This is a genomic window from Aureibacter tunicatorum, assembly GCF_036492635.1.
Taxonomy (GTDB): Bacteria; Bacteroidota; Bacteroidia; order Cytophagales; family Cyclobacteriaceae; genus Aureibacter; species Aureibacter tunicatorum.
Genome location: NZ_AP025305.1, coordinates 782,171 through 804,442, shown reverse-complemented (window position 1 = coordinate 804,442; position 22,272 = coordinate 782,171). Strand labels below are relative to the sequence as shown.

The following is a 22,272-nucleotide window of genomic DNA, read 5'->3' as shown; positions in this document are numbered from 1 at the left end:
AGGTAAAGAAATTTATATATGGCACATAGCTCATTAGAAAATATTGACCAACTCTCCCAAAAGCTGAAAGACATTTTTGGCTATGGACATTTCAGAGGTAATCAAGAAGCCATCATTAAGAACATACTTGACAAAAAAAATACTTTTGTCATCATGCCTACAGGGGCAGGCAAATCACTTTGCTACCAATTGCCAGCGATAATGAGCGAAGGCACTGCTTTAGTGATTTCTCCGTTAATCGCTCTTATGAAAAATCAAGTGGACCAAATGAACGCTTTAGGCATCAATGCCAAAGTGCTCAACTCGACACTTAGCAAGAGCGAACTAAATAAAGTAAGACAAGAAGTCGCTAAAGGAGATACTAAACTTTTATACGTTGCTCCCGAGTCGCTTACAAAAGAAGAAAATATCGACTTTCTTCAAAAAGTGAACATATCCTTGGCTGCGATCGACGAAGCGCACTGCATCTCCGAATGGGGACATGATTTTCGTCCCGAATATAGAAAGATTAAAAGCATATTAGGTTGCTTAGGGGATATGCCTATTGTTGCATTGACAGCTACGGCAACTCCAAAGGTCCAACTTGACATTCAAAGAAATCTGCATATGGAAGATGCGGATGTGTTTAAATCTTCCTTTAACAGAAAAAACCTCTTCTACGAAGTAAGACCGAAGAAAAATATAAAAAAGCAACTGTTAAGGTTTATCAACGAACATAAATCGGAAGCAGGTGTCATATATTGCTTAAGCAGAAAAAAAGTAGAAGAAATTTCGGAATTTCTTACTGTCAACGGCATCAAAGCGCTGCCTTACCATGCGGGAATGGAAAGCGGCGTGAGAATGAAAAATCAAGATGCTTTCCTTAATGAAGATGCTGATGTCATTGTCGCGACGATAGCCTTTGGCATGGGCATTGACAAGCCTGACGTAAGATTCGTTGTGCATTACGACACGCCAAAATCCTTGGAAGGATATTATCAAGAAACAGGCAGAGCGGGCAGGGATGGCTTATCAGCCTATTGTTTGATGTTCTACAGCTACAATGACATATTGAAGCTTGAAAAATTCAACAAGGACAAGCCTTTCACAGAAAGAGAAAATGCCAAAATACTGCTTGAGGAAATGGCTGCTTACGCGGAGTCAGCTGTATGCAGAACCAACCAATTGATGCATTATTTTGGTGAGCATTTCGAAGGAAATTGCGGTTTTTGCGATAACTGCAAAAACCCAAAAGAACTCATCGAAGCTCAAGAAATGATATCTTTAGCATTAAAAGCCATTTCTCTCACAAATGAAAAATTCGGCATCAACCATTTAGTCAATATTCTTAGAGGCTCTGAAAATCAATATGTGCTTAGCTACAATCATAATGAGTTGGATATTTATGGCCAAGGCAAAGACATTTCATTAGATTTGTGGAAATCTGTTTTCAGAAACTGTATTTTGCTTGAATTAGCGATTAAAGACATTGAGCACATTGGTGTTATAAAACTATCCGACAAAGGAAAAGCTTTTCTAAAACAACCTCATTCAATCAAGATCCCAAAAGACCACGATTACTCGTGCGAAGTCGCTGAAGAAGAAATGGATGACACCAACACACAACCAAAAGCTGGACATGACACTGTTCTTTTCGATATATTGAAAAAGCTTCGCAAAACAGTCGCGGATCAAATGGAACTTCCTCCATTTGTTGTCTTTCAAGATCCTTCACTAGAAGAAATGGCGACTATTTATCCTACAACAAAGGAGGAGCTGTTGAGAATCAATGGTGTTGGAAATGGAAAGGCCAGAAAATTCGGAAAGTACTTTTTGGAAGCTATCAAAAAATATGTCGAGGAAAACAATATAGAAACGGCCACGGATGTCTTGATGAAATCCACAGTCAACAAATCCAAGACTAAAATTTTCATCATCCAACAAGTGGACAAAAAAGTTGACCTTGAGGAGCTTGCTAATTCCAGAAGCTTATCGTTTTCTGACTTGGTATCAGAGCTGGAGCATATTTGCTACTCAGGCACCAAACTCAGCCTTGACTATTATCTGGATGAAATCATAGACGAAGAAGCGCAAGACGATATTTTCGATTACTTCATGAATGCTGAAAGCGACAAAATATCACTTGCCCTTGAAGAATATGGAGATGAATTCACAGAGGATGAATTAAGACTTATGAGAATCAAGTTTCTTTCAGAATACGCAAACTAAATTATTCCATTCATGCGATAATTTAGCTCAAAGCTTAGTAATTTTAGGGTGTATACTTTACACCCTTTTTTATTGTTCTAAAAAAATAATGATGAATATACTTGTATTAGGCTCAGGAGGAAGAGAGCACGCTTTTGCCACAAAGCTCAACCAAAGCGAAATCTGCGATGAACTATTTGTAGCACCAGGCAATGCGGGAACAGCTTCAATAGCTCAAAACATTGCCATATCGCCTGAAAATTTTGATAGTGTTGCCAAATTCGCGATCGAAAACAATATCGAAATGATCGTAGTTGGCCCTGAAGCTCCTCTAGTTGCTGGGGTAAGAGATTATTTTGAATCCAACGAACAACTTAAAAACATCAAAATCGTCGGCCCTGGAAAGCTAGGCGCTCAACTTGAAGGAAGCAAAGACTTCTCCAAGGAGTTCATGGAAGAATTTGACATTCCTACCGCTCGCTACAAGACATTCACTCAAGCGAACATAGACGAAGCGCTCGCTTACATCGATACTATGACAGCTCCTGTAGTGCTTAAGGCTGACGGCCTAGCCGCAGGTAAAGGTGTAATCATAGCTGAAACTCTAGATGAAGCCAAAGATTCAATTAAAGAAATGCTTTTGGAGCAAAAATTCGGTGAAGCAAGCTCTAAAGTTGTCATAGAAGAATTTCTAAAAGGAATTGAATTATCAGTTTTTGTTCTTACTGACGGAAAGGATTACATCATCTTGCCGGAAGCTAAAGATTACAAAAGAATCGGCGAACAAGACACTGGACTGAACACTGGTGGAATGGGTGCTGTTTCTCCTGTGTCATTTGCTCCGGGAGAATTTATCGACAAAGTAGAAAATAAAGTGGTAAAACCTACAATCAAAGGGCTTCAAGCTAGGAATATTGATTATGTGGGCTTTATTTTCATCGGCTTGATGAATGTTGACGGAGAACCATTTGTAATAGAATACAATGTCAGAATGGGTGATCCAGAGACGCAAGTTGTCCTGCCTAGAATCACTTCGGATTTTGGAAAACTGCTTTGGGATACTGCGTCTAAGAAACTAGGCGACTCTGAATATGAAACTGATCCTCAAATAGCTACTACAGTAGTTATGGTCGCTGGCGGCTACCCTGAATCTTACGCCAAAGGCAAAGAGATCTCTGGCTTAGAATCAACAAGTCAAGCTGAAATTTTCCATGCAGGAACAAAGATCCAGGATGGAAATATTGTCACTAATGGCGGACGTGTTTTAGCCATCACAGGAAAAGGTGAAAACCTTCAAGAAGCGCTAAAAAATTCATATGATACTGTAAACAACATTTCATGGGAAGACGTTTATTTCAGAAAAGATATAGGGCAAGATCTTCTAAAACTTGAGAAATAATTATAAAAGCCCTGTATCATCATTGCAGGGCTTTTTAAATACTCTTTTTTATGAAACGCATATTTTGCTTACTTTTTTCAACTATCCTTTTCTTACAAAGCTGCGACAAACCATCCTCCACGTCAGGCAACATTGCTTCCAATAATGAAAACAAGAATGTAGAATTCCAACCTGAATCCAATTCGACTCTGATCACACCTACAGAAGCGACTTTCTATGTTCCTGCATATGGACACCTTTTCCATAGGGAAGGCAAAGAAAATCAAAAGATTCAATTAGGCATACTTCTTAGTATCAGAAACACAGATCCTTTTTTCCCTATTGAAGTGAAAGAAATCACCTATTACGACTCTAAAGGAAAAAGTATCAAAAAACTCATCCAAAAGAAAATAACCATTGATGCCATGTCGACTGAGGAATACTATATTCCAGAAAATGATCTTAGCGGAGGAGCTGGCGCAAACTTCATTGTCAGACTTGACCATGAAAAAGATTCAAATGATCCTCTGATACAAACTGTCATGATTAGCACCAAATCCAACCAAGGTATTTCCTTTGTCTGCGACGGTATAAAAATAAAATAAATTTGCAACATACTTCTTAAAGCAAAGTTCATTTAATACGCATGTATATATGAATTCAACAGCTTAGCATGCTGACTTTTTTGTCACGCAATCGGATATGGTAAAATGCTTTCAACGTCTTTGCAAAAGCAAAAAAAACAACTCTCTCAAAAAAAATAATGGTATCGCCATAGCCTCTCCTCCATTCAATTTTGACAAGCCTATCCAAGCGATTATGTCTCGTCAAGAGTTTATAGATCAGACAAGCGAAGCTGACCTTGCAAGAGAAGCCCAGTACAAAAGCAATCCATTCCTTCAAGAACTCGACGAAATGCTGGAGCTTTTGGAATCACTATCCCCAGGAGGCGATAACAATTACATCACTGCCATATTCAATCTTATTGGACCGGAATGGTGGAATGACGAAAAAAAATTCGCCTCACAACAAAAAAAGCTTTCCGAACTCAGCAAAAAGATTGACATGGCTAGAATTATGACCCGAAGTATCAAAGCCGTAAGCGAAGAGGAAGAAAAAGGTGGTTTTAAAGATACAACAAAAAAGCTATTGCATGGTGATCGGGGAGGGTATGAGCATCTAGCCGATCATGAAAGAAGATATGAAGAGACTGCTGCAACTTGCCTTGATATCAAGTCTAGAAAAGAACGAAAAATGTCGGAATTCAAAGAATTAAAAAGACTTGAAACCTCAACCACGCACCAAAAAATCGACGATCTAAACTTGAGTATTGAAAGGCTTGAAAGGGTAAGAAGCCGATCCAAAAAACAAGAATCTGAACTATTAACCCTAAAAGCAAAAAAAGCCGAACATCAAAAAGTATTGGACTTTCACTCTAGTGACTTAAAAGCTGAAAACCTTAAAGAGGTCTTAACTCAGAGAATTCATAGAAGAATGAGCATCCTCTTCGACATGGAGATGACTGTTTACAGATGGCACTCAACTTACAAAATGCCTCAATACAGTCACGGAAAAGGCAAAGCCCCAAAACATGCCCTTGTTATGCTTCAACTACTTAATGATATTGATGAAGAACAGGAAGCCCTGACAGACATGATGGTTAGAACCAGATGCAAGCCTTGGGTTCCATTTTGTTTTTCAGAAGAATTATCATCAATGGCTGAACCACAAGCAAGCACCCCAAGAAACACTCTTGATGATCGCTCTTTTAAAACAGACGATATTGTTTCTCTGTGGCGAACTATTATTTACCACAACAAAAAATTGAGATTCCCACAATTGCCTAAAGATTCTGAATTGGACACATCTGAAAGAAGTATTGTGCTCACCACAAGCATATCAAGTCCCAGTGAATTAATGATGACAAAGAAGCTCAACCATTTTCACTCAAAAATTCTTCGAACTCCATTGGGAAGAAAGTTATTTGAATTCATTATCGATTTATGGCAAGCAGAAGAACAAAGTCAAGATGGTACAAGCGCTCTTTTGGATATTATCGAAAAACTACCCGTTACAACAAGACCTATGGGAAGAGGCTTTGAAGCAAGCTCTGTTGATATTGGAAGACAAATAGAATCGGAACATTCTGTCATGGATTATTTAGGCTACACAGATACTCCTGAAGGGCTAAACTACACACTGCATCCTCCATTTCTTCATTATCTAAGCATCCTAGCGCAAAGCGTTGCGAAACTGAGCTTAGGTGATGCAGGCCAAGAGTTCACCAAATTTCTAATGGACATCGAAAACCAAGTCAGAGAAGAGCTTCTTCTCCCTCAAAGAGGCATGCAAGAACTCGCTAGTGTTGAATTCCTAAAAGCCAGAGATTACTTTTAAGGTGAAATAAAAAAGACGACTAATAGCCGCCTTTTTTAAACCATACTGAACTAAACTAATTATCTTACTATCTCAATCCTATTCCATAATAAGCTCTTGTGCCATCCTCATATATCCCTTCAATCAAAACTCCACCACCTCTAACATATTTCAATGTCTGGACAAACTCTTTAATATCCTTAACAGGCTCACGGTCTACTGAAGTTATGATAAACCCTTTCTGAATCCCTGCCTGCTTCCATGGACCATTACCTATTTTCACTACTTCGATACCTCCATCTATGCCTAATTTCTCAGCCGTTGATGAACTAATATTGGCAAAAGTAGCTCCTTTTAATTCAAATGTTGAAGAGTACTTAACCACTTTGGTCTCACCTATGATGTTTTTCAAAGTAACTTCCGTAGATCTTTTCTTATTGTCTCTTGTATAGTCCACGACCACTTTATCACCCGGCTTATTCGTTCCTATTTGCTCTTGAAGCTCAGCAACATTATTTACAGAGACACCATTGATAGCTGTGATCACATCACCGCCTTGCAAACCAGCTTCTTCAGCCGCTCCACCTTCTACCACATCAGCAACATACACACCATTCAAGCTTTTGATATCATGCTCCTTAGCCAACTCAGAATTAAGATTTTGAATTTGAACTCCCAGAACAGCTCTTTGCACTACTCCGTACTCCTTCAAGTCACTAATAACTTTATGAATTATCGATGAAGGAATAGCAAATGCATATCCGCTGTATGAACCTGTAGGAGAAGCAATCGCCGTATTAATTCCAACCAACTCGCCTCTAAGATTCACCAATGCTCCTCCACTATTTCCCGGATTGACTGCCGCATCTGTTTGAATGAAGGATTCAATCGTATATTGTCCACTAAGTATATTTATATTTCTACCTTTAGCGCTGACAATACCCGCAGTCACTGTTGAAGTCAAATTGAATGGATTTCCAACTGCCAATACCCATTCTCCAACTTGAATTTGCTCTGAATTTCCAAATGGAATAAAATCCAAGCCATCCGCATCAATTTTCAACAAAGCTAAATCCGTTCCCGGATCAGTTCCTATGACTTTAGCTTTAAAAGTTCGCTTATCGTTCAACACCACTTCAATCTCATCGCCATCTTCCACAACGTGATTATTAGTTGCAATGTAACCATCTTCGGAAAGAATCACACCTGAACCTGATGCTTCTCCTCGCTTTTGCTGTCTTGGCTGATCAGGATAAAAAAACCTAAAACCAGGAAACATCTCTTCCAATGGATTTCTTTGTTGATTAGCTCTGGAGTTGCCGCCTTTTGTCCCAAAGTAAGTCTTAATATGCACAACTCCTGTCAATGTTTTGGATGCCGCCTTCACAAAATTCAAATCTTCAGGCACCAAAGCCCCGCCATTTTGCGGAAGACTCGTCAAGGATACATTCTTTGTTGCATGAGATGCGATAGGCTTATCCAATTGGGAACTTTGCTGATTCCCTTGATTCATGAATATGAAACCTCCAACACCAGCCAAACCTCCAATCATGGCCGACAACAATACGGATAATATTATAGTCTTTTTATTCATATTTGTTATTGATTTTCATTTATGGACACGTTCGAGAACTAAACTTTGTATTAATCTTTCTGTTTGAAAATAACCAAAGTTATGGTTTAGTACGTGAATCATTCGTGCAGGATTTTCCTTTTAACAAGAATTAACTTTATAATACTAATTACACAGTAGACATTTCTTCCAAAATTTAACCAAACTAAAGGCTATAAAAATCAATATTGGCTTATCACAAATTGCATCATAAATAAATTTCGTGCCACCTTTTTACTTCAATATCATACAGTTACATTAATACCATGTAAGAAGCATGAAAAAAAGCTATATTTTTTCCCTAGAATACTTGTAAAAGAAGAAACACTCATGCATATTTGCACTCCCAATTCGTCAATCGAATAAATATTCTTCCTTAGCTCAGTTGGTTAGAGCATCTGACTGTTAATCAGAGGGTCCTTGGTTCGAGCCCAAGAGGAAGAGCTTTAATATAATAACATTCTTCCTTAGCTCAGTTGGTTAGAGCATCTGACTGTTAATCAGAGGGTCCTTGGTTCGAGCCCAAGAGGAAGAGCTTTAAAATATAATAACATTCTTCCTTAGCTCAGTTGGTTAGAGCATCTGACTGTTAATCAGAGGGTCCTTGGTTCGAGCCCAAGAGGAAGAGCTTTAAAATATAATAACATTCTTCCTTAGCTCAGTTGGTTAGAGCATCTGACTGTTAATCAGAGGGTCCTTGGTTCGAGCCCAAGAGGAAGAGCTTTAAAATATAACACATTCTTCCTTAGCTCAGTTGGTTAGAGCATCTGACTGTTAATCAGAGGGTCCTTGGTTCGAGCCCAAGAGGAAGAGCTTTAAAATATAATACATTCTTCCTTAGCTCAGTTGGTTAGAGCATCTGACTGTTAATCAGAGGGTCCTTGGTTCGAGCCCAAGAGGAAGAGCTTTAAAATATAATAACATTCTTCCTTAGCTCAGTTGGTTAGAGCATCTGACTGTTAATCAGAGGGTCCTTGGTTCGAGCCCAAGAGGAAGAGCAAAAGCGCTGATTATTTCATAGTCAGCGCTTTTTTATTTGACTACGTATAACATTTTTTTCTTCAGCTTTTAGTAACTTATAAGCTTATTACTTCAGACTTTTTTAATTTGGAATAATATTCGTAATTCAATCAAAATAAAAGCATAGTTCAATAGAAATCGGAATATGGAAGAGAGTTTGACTTTCAAGGACTTAAATCTAAGTCAACAAGTGCAAGACAGCTTAGAGGCAATGCGATTTTCAAATCCTACCCCAATACAAGCGCAAGCAATACCAAAAATCATTGAAGGCAAAGACTTGATAGCCTGCGCCCAAACTGGAACGGGAAAAACAGCAGCATTCCTTTTACCTGTCATCAGCAGACTCTCGGAGAATCCATCTGACAGTATCGACACTTTGATACTGACACCTACAAGAGAGCTAGCTATACAAATCGACCAACAACTTGAAGGTTTCAGCTATTTTGTGCCATTAAGCTCGATATCAGTATATGGTGGCAACTCGACGCAGAACTGGGATCAGCAGCGCAATTCTTTAATCAATGGCGTGAATATCGTCATTGCCACTCCAGGAAGGTTAATCCAGCACATTAATCAAGGATATGTCAACTTTGACAATATCAATACTGTGATTCTTGACGAAGCGGACAGAATGCTTGACATGGGCTTTTATGACGACTTGATCAAAATCACGTCGAACATCAAGAACGACAAGCAAACACTGATGTTCTCAGCGACTATGCCTCCCAAAATAAAAAAATTAGCTAAAGAAGCTCTGACTGAAGAACACGAAGAAGTTACCATAGCCGTGTCCAAAACAGCTGAAGGAGTGCTTCAGGGAGCTTACATGGTCTATGAAAATCAAAAAATCCCTGTAATCAAAGGCTTGCTCCAAGACAAACTTGATGAACTCCAAAGCGTTATCATTTTCTGTTCTTCAAAACTGAAGGTGAAAAATTTGGAAAAAGAACTTAAAGCTCAAAAGCTAAATGTAGCATCTATACATTCCGATCACGACCAAGACGAAAGATCCAAAGTTCTTCTAGATTTCAAAAACCGAAAACTCCCAATACTGATAGCCACAGATATAGTATCAAGAGGCATCGACATAGACTCTATTGGACTTGTCATCAACTACGATGTCCCTAAAGACCCCGAGGACTATGTTCATAGAGTTGGAAGAACAGCAAGAGCAAACACCAAAGGAATCGCTATTACCTTTATTACAAAAGATGATGAATACCAATTCAATCGTATTGACAAGCTTTTGGATAAAGAAGTCGCTAAGATTACTTTGCCTGAAGAATTCGGGGACCAACCGGATTATAATGCAAACAGCAGAGGTAAAAGGAAAAAGTTCAACAATAATGGCCCGAGAAAAAAACGAAAGCCCTCTCCTAAGAAATAATAAAAATCGCAAATTTCATTACTAAAAAATAAAGGCTGCCCACAAGGACAGCCTTTATTTTTTTATATTAACTCCTTTAAGTGCTATGGCAAATCAACAGCAGGATAATCCCATGCAAAAGCTCTTGGAAACTTTGATCCAAACTTTTTATTCGCAGCGTCAATAAATCCATTGGCCACATACGCATATCCTCTTGGGGTCATATGAATTCCATCTAAGGAGAATGCTCCTCCTAAAATATATTGAGAAGTGAATGACGTTCCATTTTCAAGCAAATAACTTGGATTAGCCAATGGCATCAGAGCATCATTGGAATGATAAATAGCAAAGTCACTAGACTCTTGTCCTTCTATAAAATTATTAAACACACCTGTTCTATCAACTGCTAAACCATACTCCCTTGGATCCAAGATCAATTCCGAAGCAAAAATAAATTCAATCAGCAATTCAAAATTTCCTTTGGCCGCCTCTTCAAGAGCTTTGGCAATGTTAGCTTCAATAAAAGCAAGCTTAGCCAACACTCCATTTTGCGCGGTCAATGGAATAAACGTGCTTGTCAACTCAAGTTCTTGATTTGACTCATCCCATCTCAAAGCGCCTAACACCTTAGAACCTGTCTTGCCAGATTCAAAATAAGGCGTGATATAAGCGATTTCAGCTCCTTCAACGTTTCCTCTTTGGAAAAGCACATCGGAAGCTTCCCCTTTTTCATTTTGAAATGTATAGCCCATTGCCTTGAAAGCAAACTCTAAACCTGCTGCTTGAGCAACAGGAACCGTTCCAGGTTGAAAGCCTTGCGCTTTAAGTCCTGAAACCAAAGTAGGCCCTACAGTCGTAAAAAAAGGGATCAAACCGATATCAGGAATTGTACCGATCACCCCCTTGGCTTGCTTTTCTTTCAACACATCGAGCATCAAAGAGTAATTACCTTCAAACACAGCCTGAGGCGTCAATGCCTCTTCTCCACTTGATCCGCCAACTATAGCATAATCCAAGACATCATTGCTCCCCAACCACATGGTGAAGAATGTCATCTCAGATCTTTTTATCAAATCTAAATATGTATCTCCATCATTGCTTATTCTAGCAAAAAAAGGATTAGCGCTTAATAATGGAGTATTTAATTGCATAACCTTAATACCTGGCACCCCATAGTTATTAATCGAGTAATCAACTTTTTGCATAAAAGCCATTTGATCCGCTTCATTAGAGATCATATCTATTATCGGCGAACCTGTCTGAGGATCAAAACCAGTCAATACTTGATATCCTGTCCCAGTTCTTACTGCTATTGGTTGGCTTATCTCATTTATTCCGAAAGGAGTTAATTGCTTGGAAAATATCGCTGGAAAGGATTGAACTTGAGCGGCCTCATACAAGCCATTATTAGCAAAACCCGCTGTCAATGAATTGCCTATGGCAACATATTTTGACACATCCAAACTTCCACTGCCATTCGCATAATCCACATCAGGCTCCAGATCTTTGCACGCCGCAAATGAAAAGAGCAATGCGACAATATATAATATGTTATTATTTCTCATTTTGATAAATTTCATTCAAGACTAAAAATTATACGACAAAGTAATACCTCCTGTAAAACCTCTTTGGTCAAATGTTCCAATAGGCACTTCACCATAAGTCCCAGCACTCTCCACCTCTTCCAAGGTCTGAGTTCTTTCAAATCCATTGATCCACATGACTGCAACATCAATGATGAAGTTTTCAGTCGCTTTGATTCCGACCCCTGCAGTTGCATTCAATCTGTTAACATCCGGTGTTTCCGCACTCATATAGCCTGCTCTTACAGGGCTTGAATCATAATAAATTCCGCCGCGCAATGCAATCCAATCTTTCAATCTATACTCAGCGCCAAACTTATATATCCAAGCATCCTTATAATTTCTCGGAGCCTTTTGCGATATAGTGCTACTGTCCGTTTTTAAAGTTATATCCAACTCTTTATAAGCGCTCCAACCTACCAAAGAAACCTCCGCTCCAATAGTCAATTTATCAATCACATCATAACTAACTCCGAGTGATAATGTAGAAGGCAATGGCAACGCTCCGTCAAACTTTCCTGGAAAAGGCACATAAGGAGGAAATCCCGAAGTTTCCACATCTCCATTTTCAACTTTAACATCAACTTCCGATCGGTATGACAACCCAATTCTCAACTCTTCCAACGGACGATACATAACCCCTAAGTTATAGCCTACACTAAGCTCCGCATCACCCTTAAGAGTTACTGAAGCATCCGGCGAGATTTGGTTAGCTGTTCTTTGCAAATCAAGCGAGCCAATTGTAAAAATAAATCCACCACCAACACTCAATTTATCATTGATTTTATATGAAACCGTTGGTTGGATATAAATAGCTTGCAATGTAATCTCTTGAGTCAAATCAGAATACTTCCAATTATCCTCCCACTTTACAGAGGATCCAAATGGAGCATATACACCTAAGCCAAATTTAAAATTAGAATTCTTTGGTCCCCAAACTCCATATAAATGCGGCACAAAACCTAATGGGTTATCAGTTTCTGCTTTGTACGCACTATTAGGATTTTGCGAATCCACATATTGAATCTTTGAATTCAAAATATTCCCCCCGAGCATGACGCTATTTTGTTGCAAAAAACCTATTGCTCCCGGGTTCCAAAAAACACTAGCCGCATCCGGCTTGATTCCCACTCCCATGTTACCCATTGCTAGCTGACGGTTACCTTGCAAAAGAACTTGGTAGCCAGCAGCGAACAAATCATAAGTGGTGACGCACATCGCCAACAATAACGCTACTGTAAATTTCTTGTTCATAACAAATATTTAAATTATTGAAAACTGAATACAATGAGTCGCATTGCATAATTAGAAACTAAAAACTGAAAGTTCAGGGTCAAGCAAAAATCCAAATCAAAACTCTCCCCCTAAACATCAACATCAAAAAGCTTTCCTACACTATTTTAACCCATCATTTTCGACACAACTATGCGCCAAATTAAAACTCCTCAATATGTTTTCCTAAAGAAACTTCGAGTAATACCATTCAAAAAACCATTCGAAACTATTCAGTTTCCTTATTTTGAAAATAAGTCAATAATTACATCTTTTTATCTAATAAGATTAAATTATAAAAATCAACTATTAAACCTAATCATCCTCTCTTTGAGTTCACACCATCAGACCAAGCCCCTGCATATCAATCAAAAAGAAAAGTCCTTAACTAATCCAATATCTAAAGAAGTTAAAATAGACAAAAACAAAAATAATTTAATTGTCTTTAGAACTTGAGAAAGCATCATTCTTCTCAACAAACGATACAATAAATACTCAATAATTATACAATACTATCCTATCAACTTAGTCTTTAACAATAAAAATTCTAAAATACACAAGAGAGAAACATGATAATAATCATGCGATTTTTCGCAAATAAATCATCACAGCCACCGTATAAGTCTCTATTAACACCAAGTAAAAATACTGTTATAATTCAATTCTAATTAATCATTCCGATCATGGAAAAGACGAAATTAAACAACCATCCCCATCAGACAGCATGGCACAACATCTCCGCAAAGGAGGCCATCAAGCTGAATGATTCGGATGCTTCTCAAGGCTTAAGCCAAGATTCCGTCAAAGAACGACAAGCCAAATTCGGCTTAAATGTTCTCAAACAGAAAAAACAACAAAGCCTCTTCATTACATTTTTATTGCAATTTCACCAACCCATGATTTATATACTTCTTGGAGCTTGCGTCGTGACGCTTTTCCTTCAAGAGTGGGTAGAGGCCGCTGTAATATTTGGCGTAGTTATCCTTAACGCCATTGTAGGATTCATCCAAGAAGCCAAAGCTTTAAACGCAATGAATGCTCTTTCAAAAACTTTGGAAAGCGAAAGCACGGTGATCAGAGAGGGAATTAAACAAAGCATACAAAGCAGTCAATTGGTGCCTGGAGACATCGTAGAGTTGAAATCGGGCGATAAAGTTCCTGCGGACTTAAGATTGACTCATGTGAAAAATTTGCAAGTAAATGAATCGTCTCTTACTGGCGAATCTTTGCCTGTTGAAAAGAATTACGACGCTCTTGATGAGGATACAGCATTAGCAGACCGAATCAATATGGCTTATTCAGGCACCTTGGTAACATTTGGCCTAGGCCATGGCCTTGTCATTTCAACAGGAGAAAACACGGAAATCGGTAAAATTCAACAAATGATCGACAATGCCGATATTCTAGCCACGCCATTAACAAAAAAAATCAAGCACTTCAGCCATATGGTGCTTTGGGTGATATTAGGATTGGCCGCAGTTACTTTCATAATAGGAATGTTCAAGGGCTATGATTTTGAACAAATGTTCTTAAGCACAGTAGCTCTTGCTGTCGGCATGATACCGGAGGGCCTCCCTGCCGTAGTCACCATCACATTAGCCATAGGCGTAGGACGAATGGCCAAGCAGAATGCCATCATCCGAAAGCTTCCCGCGGTTGAAACTCTTGGAAGCACAACGGTTATTTGCTCAGACAAAACAGGCACGCTTACTCAAAATGAAATGACGGTCAAAAACATTTTCACTCACAGTCAAAGCTATGAAGTGGATGGGAATGGGTATTCTCCAGAAGGGAAAATCACAAATGGAGGACAAGAAACCGATGGCAGTCAAGACAATCATTTGAACGAGATACTAATGTGCGGCTTGCTTTGCAATGACAGCGTTTTGTTAAAAAATGAAACTGATGACTGGGCTGTCGAAGGCGATCCTACAGAAGGCGCGCTACTTGTTTCAGCAAGAAAAGGGTTGAAAGACAACAAGGAAATCATCAGTAAGCACGAAAGACTTGATGCCATACCTTTTGAATCTGACTATCAATACATGGCGACACTTCATCGCTTTGATCAAGAAAAAAATGTAGCTTTCATCAAAGGTTCTTCAGAAAGTTTATTGCCAAAGTGCCTAAAAATGACCTTGCCAGAAGAAGACGTAAACAAAGTTCTTGAAAAGATAGAAGAATACGCTAGGCTAGGAATGAGAGTGCTTGTATTCACTAAAAAAGAATTTAGCGCTCAAACTCAAGAAATAAATCATTCTGATCTTGACAACCTAACTTTCTTAGGCCTTCAAGCCATGATAGACCCTCCAAGACCTGAGGCCATTGAAGCTGTTGGTATTTGTCAAAAAGCGGATGTTCAGGTAAAAATGATAACGGGAGACCATTTGACTACAGCCGCGGCTATTGCCGATCAATTAGGTATTCAAAACTTGCAAAGCCCAAGTCAAAAACCTAAGGCTATCAATGGAAAGGACTTGGAAAAAGTATCACCGGAAGAATTTGACAAAACTGTCGCTGAAACCTCTGTATTTGCCAGAGTGACACCAGAGCAAAAGCTCTCTTTGGTGAAAACGTTGCAAAAACAAGGCGAAATAGCCGCAATGACAGGCGATGGCGTAAATGACGCCCCTGCACTAAGGCAAGCTGATATAGGTATCGCCATGGGCAAAGGAGGCACAGAAGTAACCAAGGAAGCATCCGACATAGTGCTTACTGACGACAAATTCTCAACCATCGCTAAAGCAGTGGAGGAAGGAAGAGGAGTTTTCGACAACTTGCTTAAGTTCATCATTTGGGTGATTCCTACAAACTTAGGAGAAGGCCTAGTAATTATGCTAACCATATTAATTGGGTCGCAATTGCCTGTGTTGCCTATTCAAATCTTATGGATCAATATGACCACAGCAATTTTCCTAGGACTAACTCTCGCTTTTGAGCGCAAAGAGCCTTCAATCATGGATCGATCTCCTCGAAGGCCAGACATGCCATTAATAGAGAGAAAATACATATTCCGAACCATTATGGTTAGTTTATTTATTCTTGTGGGTGCATTTGGAATGTTCGAAATGAAGCAGCTTGCCGGCTATAGTGAAGAACAAGCGAGAACTATCGCCGTGAATATATTCGTATTTGTTGAAATGGCTTATTTATTCAACTGCAGATCTTTGAAATTATCCATGTTCAAATTAGGTGCATTTTCAAACGGGTGGCTGCTAGTCGGCGTGCTTGCAATGGCTGGACTACAAGTATTGCTTACACATTCACCAACAATGAACTTCTTATTCAAAACAGCTCCAATTGAACTCATCGACTGGGCGCAAATCATCCTCTACTCAGCATTAGTGTATGTGGTTGTAGAAATAGAGAAACTCATAAGACGCATGATCTCCAAATAAATCATTGAATTAAAACAGACTGTTAAACGGCCGGAAAATTAAAGTTCTGGTCGTTTACTTTTTACTTTGAGAATGCTTGTGAAATCTTTAATTTAGTCGTTCTATCAAAGTACTTTTCCTATGAATATCGATTCTTCACTCAAAGCTCAAGCTATCGAGGAGGCAAAAAAAACACTTGCAAAAACAGAGCTTGACACTCAAAAAGACCTTGCCCTTTTGCTTGAAGACTCTTCCAATGAAACCAAAAGCAGCGCGGGGGATAAATATGAAACAGGAAGAGCTATGATAGATCTTGAAAAAGACAAGCTTTACGCGCGCCTTGCCCAAAACACGAAATTGAAACGCGCTTTTGCCGAGATTCAAGTTTCAAAAATTTCAGATACTGTTGAGCACGGATCATTGTTTTCCACTAATCAAGGAGTATATTTCATATCCGCCAGCTTAGGACAAATCAATGTGAATGGCTTGGACATCTTTTGCATATCGGCTTTATCTCCAATCGGAAAAGCCGCCATGGGCAAAAAAGAAAATGAAGAGTTTTCATTCCTTAATAAAAAGCAAACGATCAAAACTGTTTGCTAATCAAAATGTGCCTCCGCCAATAGTCGCTCCGCCATCGATAAATAAGGTCTGTCCTGTAATATACTCCGCAGACTCGGACATCAAATAAGCAACCGCTTCGCCAATGTGAATAGGTGAGCCCAACTTTCGGCCTGGTATCATTTTCAGATACCTTTCCTCGCTCTCGCTGCCTTCTGGATTATGTTTTCTAAAAAAGGGGGTTTCTATAACTCCTGGAGCCACAGCATTCACAGTGATGTTGTATTTAGATAGTTCCAATGCCCATGTTTTGGCCAAGCTAATCATTACAGCCTTGGAAGAACTATATGAAGATCGGTTAGCGATTCCATTGGCTGCAATACTCGACATATTGACAATCCTTCCCCAATGTTGCTCCTTCATCACTGGCAAAAAGGTTTGAACAGCATCCACTGCAGTTCGCACTGTCAACTCTATCGTTTTCATAAAATCCTCCCATTTCAATTCTTCAACCGATGCCGGGTTAACTATTCCTACATTATTGAATACACAATCAACAGGATAATTTTCTTTAATCGTTTTAAAAACGCTCAAAGACTCTTCACGATTTGACAAATCGCATGTATAAAAACTACCTGGGAATTCCCATTCAGGCATATTTCTAGCAATGCCAATAACTTCATACCCTCTATGAGCAACGGATTCTGCCGCAGCTTTTCCTAAACCCATACTCGCTCCTGTAATCAAAGCATAATGCTTGGTAACTTTCATCTCCTCTAAATATTTAAATGGGTATTTAACTTTCCCTTCATATCACAACTTTGGGGCTTTCCTTTTAAAAGCTTATTTTAGTATAGTTGTTTTTTTATATTTTAAATGTTTTTTTAAATGAGATTGCTCACTCAAGCTCTTGTTCTGCTTTTTTTAATCAATTTGACATGCTTTTGCACCTCTTCCAAAAGTGATCGTTCTGGAATCAACAGTGTTGAAACAAGCAAAAAAGACAGCAGTTTAACCATTGCTTTTGGCTCATGCAACAAGCAATACAAACCGCAGCCATTATGGCAACCCATAATATCCAACCATCCTGACCTTTGGATATGGCTTGGAGACATTATTTACAGCGATACTGAAGATGATCCCGATTTTATCAGAAAAAATTACGCTAAGCAAAACAAGAAGAAAGGCTACCAAGCGCTAAAATCTTCCACCAAAGTAATAGGTGTATGGGATGATCATGACTATGGTCAAAATGACGGAGGGAAATATTATGCGCTTAAAGACTCCAGCCAACAAATACTTCTTGACTTTCTTGAAGTCCCTAAAGACTCTCCAAGAAGAACTCGAAAAGGAGTATACAGCTCTGAAGTAATTCAAAAAAATAGCCTTTCTGTTAAAATTATATTGTTGGACACGCGGTATCATAGAGATGATGAAGACGATGAAAATCCTGAAACTACTATCCTCGGCGAAGAGCAGTGGAAATGGCTAAAAGAGGAAATATCAAGCTCTCACGAAAACCTGCTCATCATTGGCTCTGAGATACAAGTTATCCCTAAAGAACATCGATTTGAAAAATGGGAAAATTTTCCAAACGAGAGGGAAAAACTTCTGAAGCTCATCGCCACGCATAATAAGCCTACCATCATCATAAGCGGAGACAGGCATATCGCGGAAATCTCTGAAATTAAATTACCCAAAATGGACTTCCCTGTTTTAGAAATCACTTCAAGCGGGATGACGCATACGTATATTGGTCAAGTAAACGAAACAAATAAATACAGAAAAGGCGAAATATCCCAAGAGCTTAATTTTGGACTTATAAAAGCCTCTTTCAATAAAGAAGGAAATCTTTTTGTTGATATGCAGGTAAGAGGCAAAGACAACAAAAAGCTTCTTGAAGAAACGAATACCTATTAGTATAGCTTATTGATAAAATAGAAAGGCTCCCGAAACCAGGAGCCTTTCAAATATTTCAACGCAATGCTTTTGTATTATTTAGAAAACTCATTGAATGTCTTCTCGATAATCTCGCAGCACTCATTAATCTGCTCTTCAGTCATAACCAAAGGAGGAGTGAATCTGATGATATTTCCATGCGTAGGCTTAGCCAACAATCCATTTTCAGCCAATTTCACGCATATATCCCATGCAGTACTGCTATCTTCAGAGTCATTGATCATTACGGCATTCATAAGACCTCTACCTCTTACCAACTTCACCAAGTCGTTAGTCTCTGCAAGTTTAGCCATTCTATCTCTGAAAACCACTCCTAGTTTATCAGCATTCTCAGCAAGCTTCTCTTCTTGAACTACCTTAAGAGCTTCCACCATAACAGTACAAGCAAGAGGGTTGCCACCGTAAGTAGAGCCATGCTCACCCGGCTTGATCACCAACATGATCTCATCATCAGCAAGAACCGCTGACACAGGCAATACACCTCCAGAGATCGCTTTACCTAAGATAAGAATATCAGGACGAACATCTTCCCAATCGCCAGCAAGCATTCTACCTGATCTTGCAACACCAGCTTGAATCTCATCCATCATCAATAATACATTGTGCTTCTTGCACAATTCTTCCACACCTTTAAGATATCCCTCAGACGGAACATAAACTCCAGCTTCACCTTGAATAGGCTCCAACCAGAACCCGCATACATTTGGATTAGCCAAGGCTTTGTCAAGCTCTTCTAGGTTATCATACTCGATCACTTGGAATCCAGGCATGAATGGTCCAAATCCTGAAGTAGCAACAGGGTCCGTAGAAGCCGAAATAATCGTCGTCGTACGACCGTGGAAATTTTGCTTACAGCAAACGATCACCGCTTCGTCATTAGGAATATTCTTCTTAGTATATCCCCACTTACGAGCCAATTTGATCGCTGTCTCATTAGCCTCAGCTCCAGAGTTCATCATCAAGACCTTGTCAAATCCAAACATCTCGCAAACAAACTTCTCAGCGACACCTAACTGGTTGCTATGAAAAGCTCTTGATGTCAATGTCAATTTATCGGCTTGATCTTTTAGAGCTTTGATGATTCTTGGATGACAATGCCCTTGGTTAACGGCACTATACGCACTCAAGAAGTCATAGTATCTCTTTCCTTCACAATCCCAAAGAAATACTCCCTCGCCTTTTTCCAATACTACTGGTAACGGGTGGTAGTTGTGCGCACCATATCTATCCTCTAGAGCGATCGCCTCTTGGCTACTGATGTGTTCAAGCATGATTTTATTTTTAAATTGTTTAATGCATTTTTATGGCATAAAATTAATAAAATAAGGAGCATAATAAAATGATGAGATAGATAAAGGGCTGATTTTTATAAAAAAACAAGTCTTCAAACAGCACCCAGTATGCGTAAGTACCTAGTTATCAAACTTTTTCAAAAATTTTTCATTACAATTTCATCAGTTTCAACTAAAAAACGTATATTTGCGTTTCTGACTTAATCTAACAGGCTAAGGCTCCTAGCTTCCAGGATTAACAAGAAATTTATCCATGCAATTTCTTGAGTTAACTGTTTGATTAGTAAAATATTTTTATGAAATTTGCAGACCGAATTTACGTTCGGTTTTGATATTGTATAGAAATAAAAAAATCATATAAGAGATCATGGCCAGAGTTTGTCAAATAACAGGTAAAAGACCTAGGGTAGGAAATAACGTTTCTCACGCAAACAACAAGACAAAAAGAAAGTTCTATCCGAACTTGCAAACAAAGAGATTCTTTATTCCTGAAGAAGATAAGTGGATAACACTTAAGGTATCAACTTCTGCGTTGAGAACAATCAATAAAAACGGTATTTCTGCAGTTCTTAACAAAGCTAGAAAAGCAGGCAACGTACTAATCTAATAATAATTTTGCTGAGATAGTAAAGAAATAATTAAGATGGCTAAGAAAGGAAATAGAGTACAAGTAATCTTAGAGTGCACTGAGCATAAGAACAGCGGTCAACCTGGAACTTCCAGATACATCACTACTAAGAACAGAAAAAATACAACTGAGAGATTGGAACTTAAGAAGTTCAACCCAATCCTTAAAAAATACACAGTTCATAAAGAAATCAAATAATAAGTCATGGCTAAGAAAGTAGTTGCAACGCTTAAGAAAAAAGGTGGTATCAAATACGCTAAAGTTATCAAAGCTGTGAAATCGGCTAAAACTGGAGCTTACACTTTTAAAGAAGAGATCGTTACTGAAGATCAAGTAAAGCAGAAATTAGCTTAATCGCTAAACTCTGACAAAATATTCATAAATAAAAAAGTCCCTTTTTTGGGACTTTTTTTGTTTCTTATTTGTAATATTGTATTACGTTAATTGTTGCCCGCCTGCCTTGTTCGAATATGATCAACCTCAGGAATTCGGGACAAGCGGCATTTACCAGAACAATACATAATCGTAAATTTATGGGACTATTCGATTTCTTTTCTAAGGATAAAAAAGAAAAACTAGATAAAGGTCTTGAAAAAAGCAAGGAGAGCATCTTCGGCAAGATCAGCAAAGCCATCATTGGTAAATCCAAAGTGGATGATGAAGTGTTGGACGACCTTGAGGAGATACTTATCACCTCTGATGTCGGCGTAGACACTACGATCAAAATCATTGAACGTATTGAAAGCAGAGTAGCTAGAGACAAATACACCAATGTAACCGAACTTGACAAGATCCTAAGAGAAGAAGTAGCCGCGCTGCTGTCAGAAAACAACTCTGAAAACATAAGCGACTTTGAAGTCCCTCAAAACAAAAAGCCCTACGTAATCTTGGTAGTTGGCGTAAATGGTGTTGGCAAGACGACCACAATAGGCAAATTGTCAGCTCAATTCAAAAAAAGAGGCAAAAAAGTAATTCTAGGAGCTGCCGATACTTTCAGAGCAGCGGCTGTTGATCAATTGATTCTTTGGGGCGAAAGAGTTGGCGTGCCTGTTATTTCTCATGGCATGAACACTGATCCAGCCTCGGTAGCCTTTGACGCTGCCAAACAAGGTGTTGAACAAGACGCTGATGTAGTAATCATAGACACTGCGGGAAGACTTCACAACAAAGTGAACTTAATGAACGAATTAACTAAAATCAAAAGAGTTATTCAAAAATTCATTCCCGAAGCACCGCATGAAGTACTTTTAGTATTGGATGGAAGCACAGGCCAAAATGCGGCGATTCAAGCAAGAGAATTCACTAAAGCAACTGATGTTTCTTCCTTGGCTATAACGAAGCTGGATGGAACAGCCAAAGGAGGCGTAGTGATTGGTATTTCCGACGAATTTAAAATTCCAGTCAAATATATCGGAGTAGGCGAGCAAGTTGATGATTTGCAAGTTTTCAATAAAGTGGAGTTTGTAGACTCCCTATTCAAAAAGTAGCCTCGCTCTACCAATAACGAAATTAAAAATGGCCGAATCTTCTTAGATTCGGTTTTTTTATGCCCTTTTTCAACCTCCACCAAACTTCCTTCTTATTTTCTAATTAAAGGCAAAATATATTCAACCAATTATATCTCTTGGCAAAATCCAGCCCTTTTGATCGCAATTTCTGCAATT

The 22,272-nt window shown here is 38.8% G+C and carries 17 protein-coding genes and 7 tRNA genes; 19 read left to right on the top strand and 5 right to left on the bottom strand.

Annotated features, from left to right (window positions below; translation table 11 throughout):
• Window positions 1-18 precede the first annotated feature (18 nt).
• The 4 genes from recQ to AABK36_RS03505 all read left to right on the top strand — a co-directional run bounded on the left by recQ (window position 19) and on the right by AABK36_RS03505 (window position 5,962).
• The gene (gene recQ / locus AABK36_RS03520; RefSeq protein ID WP_309937634.1) at window positions 19-2,208 is read left to right on the top strand and encodes a DNA helicase RecQ; all 2,190 of its coding nucleotides are present in this window, start codon (window positions 19-21) and stop codon (window positions 2,206-2,208) included.
• Window positions 2,209-2,299: 91 nt separating this feature from the next.
• Entirely contained in the window at window positions 2,300-3,586 is a 1,287-nt protein-coding gene (purD, locus tag AABK36_RS03515; RefSeq protein WP_309937939.1) for a phosphoribosylamine--glycine ligase, read from the top strand.
• A 50-nt stretch (window positions 3,587-3,636) separates the two neighbouring features.
• Window positions 3,637-4,170, top strand: coding sequence for a DUF3124 domain-containing protein (locus AABK36_RS03510; protein WP_309937632.1), 534 nt, complete (start codon window positions 3,637-3,639; stop codon window positions 4,168-4,170).
• A gap of 97 nt (window positions 4,171-4,267) precedes the next feature.
• On the top strand, window positions 4,268-5,962 hold the full coding sequence (locus tag AABK36_RS03505; protein WP_309937631.1) for an AAA family ATPase: 1,695 nt from the start codon (window positions 4,268-4,270) through the stop codon (window positions 5,960-5,962).
• A 67-nt stretch (window positions 5,963-6,029) separates the two neighbouring features.
• Here the strand turns inward: AABK36_RS03505 and AABK36_RS03500 are convergent, their stop codons facing one another.
• Window positions 6,030-7,535, bottom strand: a complete 1,506-nt coding sequence (locus AABK36_RS03500) for a Do family serine endopeptidase (protein ID WP_309937630.1) — start codon at window positions 7,533-7,535, stop codon at window positions 6,030-6,032.
• Between the two features lie 388 nt (window positions 7,536-7,923).
• Between AABK36_RS03500 and AABK36_RS03495 the strand changes: the two genes are divergently transcribed.
• From AABK36_RS03495 to AABK36_RS03460, 8 genes are all read left to right on the top strand, one after another.
• Window positions 7,924-7,997 (top strand) — tRNA-Asn (locus AABK36_RS03495).
• A gap of 17 nt (window positions 7,998-8,014) precedes the next feature.
• Window positions 8,015-8,088, top strand: a tRNA-Asn gene (locus AABK36_RS03490).
• A 19-nt stretch (window positions 8,089-8,107) separates the two neighbouring features.
• Window positions 8,108-8,181, top strand: a tRNA-Asn gene (locus tag AABK36_RS03485).
• A gap of 19 nt (window positions 8,182-8,200) precedes the next feature.
• Window positions 8,201-8,274: transfer RNA gene (locus AABK36_RS03480), tRNA-Asn, on the top strand.
• Window positions 8,275-8,292: 18 nt separating this feature from the next.
• Window positions 8,293-8,366 (top strand) — tRNA-Asn (locus AABK36_RS03475).
• Between the two features lie 18 nt (window positions 8,367-8,384).
• Window positions 8,385-8,458: transfer RNA gene (locus AABK36_RS03470), tRNA-Asn, on the top strand.
• Window positions 8,459-8,477: 19 nt separating this feature from the next.
• Window positions 8,478-8,551: transfer RNA gene (locus AABK36_RS03465), tRNA-Asn, on the top strand.
• A gap of 167 nt (window positions 8,552-8,718) precedes the next feature.
• Window positions 8,719-9,960 (top strand): DEAD/DEAH box helicase, encoded by a 1,242-nt coding sequence (locus tag AABK36_RS03460; RefSeq protein ID WP_309937629.1) that lies wholly within the window; start codon window positions 8,719-8,721, stop codon window positions 9,958-9,960.
• A gap of 83 nt (window positions 9,961-10,043) precedes the next feature.
• On the opposite strand, the gene AABK36_RS03455 is transcribed toward AABK36_RS03460, so the two are convergent.
• Together AABK36_RS03455 and AABK36_RS03450 are read right to left on the bottom strand one after the other, a co-directional pair.
• Entirely contained in the window at window positions 10,044-11,504 is a 1,461-nt protein-coding gene (locus AABK36_RS03455; RefSeq protein WP_309937628.1) for a hypothetical protein, read from the bottom strand.
• 21 nt (window positions 11,505-11,525) lie between these two features.
• Complete coding sequence (locus AABK36_RS03450) at window positions 11,526-12,776, bottom strand: OmpP1/FadL family transporter (RefSeq protein ID WP_309937627.1); 1,251 nt, start codon at window positions 12,774-12,776, stop codon at window positions 11,526-11,528.
• Between the two features lie 701 nt (window positions 12,777-13,477).
• Here AABK36_RS03450 and AABK36_RS03445 point away from each other — a divergent pair.
• Both AABK36_RS03445 and AABK36_RS03440 read left to right on the top strand, forming a co-directional pair.
• Window positions 13,478-16,189, top strand: coding sequence for a cation-transporting P-type ATPase (locus AABK36_RS03445; protein ID WP_309937626.1), 2,712 nt, complete (start codon window positions 13,478-13,480; stop codon window positions 16,187-16,189).
• 120 nt (window positions 16,190-16,309) lie between these two features.
• A complete protein-coding gene (locus tag AABK36_RS03440; RefSeq protein ID WP_309937625.1) occupies window positions 16,310-16,771 on the top strand; it encodes a 3-oxoacyl-ACP synthase in 462 nt (153 codons plus the stop codon).
• Here AABK36_RS03440 and AABK36_RS03435 read toward each other — a convergent pair whose 3' ends face one another.
• The gene (locus tag AABK36_RS03435; protein WP_309937624.1) at window positions 16,772-17,500 is read right to left on the bottom strand and encodes an SDR family oxidoreductase; all 729 of its coding nucleotides are present in this window, start codon (window positions 17,498-17,500) and stop codon (window positions 16,772-16,774) included.
• Window positions 17,501-17,617: 117 nt separating this feature from the next.
• Between AABK36_RS03435 and AABK36_RS03430 the strand changes: the two genes are divergently transcribed.
• The gene (locus tag AABK36_RS03430) at window positions 17,618-18,649 is read left to right on the top strand and encodes an alkaline phosphatase D family protein (RefSeq protein ID WP_309937623.1); all 1,032 of its coding nucleotides are present in this window, start codon (window positions 17,618-17,620) and stop codon (window positions 18,647-18,649) included.
• Between the two features lie 74 nt (window positions 18,650-18,723).
• On the opposite strand, the gene rocD is transcribed toward AABK36_RS03430, so the two are convergent.
• Window positions 18,724-19,959, bottom strand: a complete 1,236-nt coding sequence (rocD, locus tag AABK36_RS03425) for an ornithine--oxo-acid transaminase (protein ID WP_309937622.1) — start codon at window positions 19,957-19,959, stop codon at window positions 18,724-18,726.
• Between the two features lie 388 nt (window positions 19,960-20,347).
• Here rocD and rpmB point away from each other — a divergent pair, with 388 nt between their 5' ends.
• The 4 genes from rpmB to ftsY all read left to right on the top strand — a co-directional run bounded on the left by rpmB (window position 20,348) and on the right by ftsY (window position 22,095).
• Entirely contained in the window at window positions 20,348-20,587 is a 240-nt protein-coding gene (rpmB, locus tag AABK36_RS03420; protein WP_309937621.1) for a 50S ribosomal protein L28, read from the top strand.
• 36 nt (window positions 20,588-20,623) lie between these two features.
• Window positions 20,624-20,806, top strand: coding sequence for a 50S ribosomal protein L33 (gene rpmG, locus AABK36_RS03415; protein ID WP_309937619.1), 183 nt, complete (start codon window positions 20,624-20,626; stop codon window positions 20,804-20,806).
• A 6-nt stretch (window positions 20,807-20,812) separates the two neighbouring features.
• A complete protein-coding gene (locus AABK36_RS03410; protein ID WP_309937618.1) occupies window positions 20,813-20,962 on the top strand; it encodes a DUF4295 domain-containing protein in 150 nt (49 codons plus the stop codon).
• A gap of 179 nt (window positions 20,963-21,141) precedes the next feature.
• Window positions 21,142-22,095 (top strand): signal recognition particle-docking protein FtsY, encoded by a 954-nt coding sequence (ftsY, locus tag AABK36_RS03405; protein WP_309937938.1) that lies wholly within the window; start codon window positions 21,142-21,144, stop codon window positions 22,093-22,095.
• Window positions 22,096-22,272: the final 177 nt, after the last annotated feature.

What these genes read in the sequence shown, in the direction of transcription:
- recQ (WP_309937634.1), top strand. Translation starts at nt 19, where the DNA reads ATGGCACATAGCTCATTAGAAAATATTGACCAACTCTCCCAAAAGCTG.
- purD (WP_309937939.1), top strand. Translation starts at nt 2,300, where the DNA reads ATGAATATACTTGTATTAGGCTCAGGAGGAAGAGAGCACGCTTTTGCC.
- AABK36_RS03510 (WP_309937632.1), top strand. Translation starts at nt 3,637, where the DNA reads ATGAAACGCATATTTTGCTTACTTTTTTCAACTATCCTTTTCTTACAA.
- AABK36_RS03505 (WP_309937631.1), top strand. Translation starts at nt 4,268, where the DNA reads ATGGTAAAATGCTTTCAACGTCTTTGCAAAAGCAAAAAAAACAACTCT.
- AABK36_RS03500 (WP_309937630.1), bottom strand. Translation starts at nt 7,535, where the DNA reads ATGAATAAAAAGACTATAATATTATCCGTATTGTTGTCGGCCATGATT.
- AABK36_RS03460 (WP_309937629.1), top strand. Translation starts at nt 8,719, where the DNA reads ATGGAAGAGAGTTTGACTTTCAAGGACTTAAATCTAAGTCAACAAGTG.
- AABK36_RS03455 (WP_309937628.1), bottom strand. Translation starts at nt 11,504, where the DNA reads ATGAGAAATAATAACATATTATATATTGTCGCATTGCTCTTTTCATTT.
- AABK36_RS03450 (WP_309937627.1), bottom strand. Translation starts at nt 12,776, where the DNA reads ATGAACAAGAAATTTACAGTAGCGTTATTGTTGGCGATGTGCGTCACC.
- AABK36_RS03445 (WP_309937626.1), top strand. Translation starts at nt 13,478, where the DNA reads ATGGAAAAGACGAAATTAAACAACCATCCCCATCAGACAGCATGGCAC.
- AABK36_RS03440 (WP_309937625.1), top strand. Translation starts at nt 16,310, where the DNA reads ATGAATATCGATTCTTCACTCAAAGCTCAAGCTATCGAGGAGGCAAAA.
- AABK36_RS03435 (WP_309937624.1), bottom strand. Translation starts at nt 17,500, where the DNA reads ATGAAAGTTACCAAGCATTATGCTTTGATTACAGGAGCGAGTATGGGT.
- AABK36_RS03430 (WP_309937623.1), top strand. Translation starts at nt 17,618, where the DNA reads ATGAGATTGCTCACTCAAGCTCTTGTTCTGCTTTTTTTAATCAATTTG.
- rocD (WP_309937622.1), bottom strand. Translation starts at nt 19,959, where the DNA reads ATGCTTGAACACATCAGTAGCCAAGAGGCGATCGCTCTAGAGGATAGA.
- rpmB (WP_309937621.1), top strand. Translation starts at nt 20,348, where the DNA reads ATGGCCAGAGTTTGTCAAATAACAGGTAAAAGACCTAGGGTAGGAAAT.
- rpmG (WP_309937619.1), top strand. Translation starts at nt 20,624, where the DNA reads ATGGCTAAGAAAGGAAATAGAGTACAAGTAATCTTAGAGTGCACTGAG.
- AABK36_RS03410 (WP_309937618.1), top strand. Translation starts at nt 20,813, where the DNA reads ATGGCTAAGAAAGTAGTTGCAACGCTTAAGAAAAAAGGTGGTATCAAA.
- ftsY (WP_309937938.1), top strand. Translation starts at nt 21,142, where the DNA reads ATGGGACTATTCGATTTCTTTTCTAAGGATAAAAAAGAAAAACTAGAT.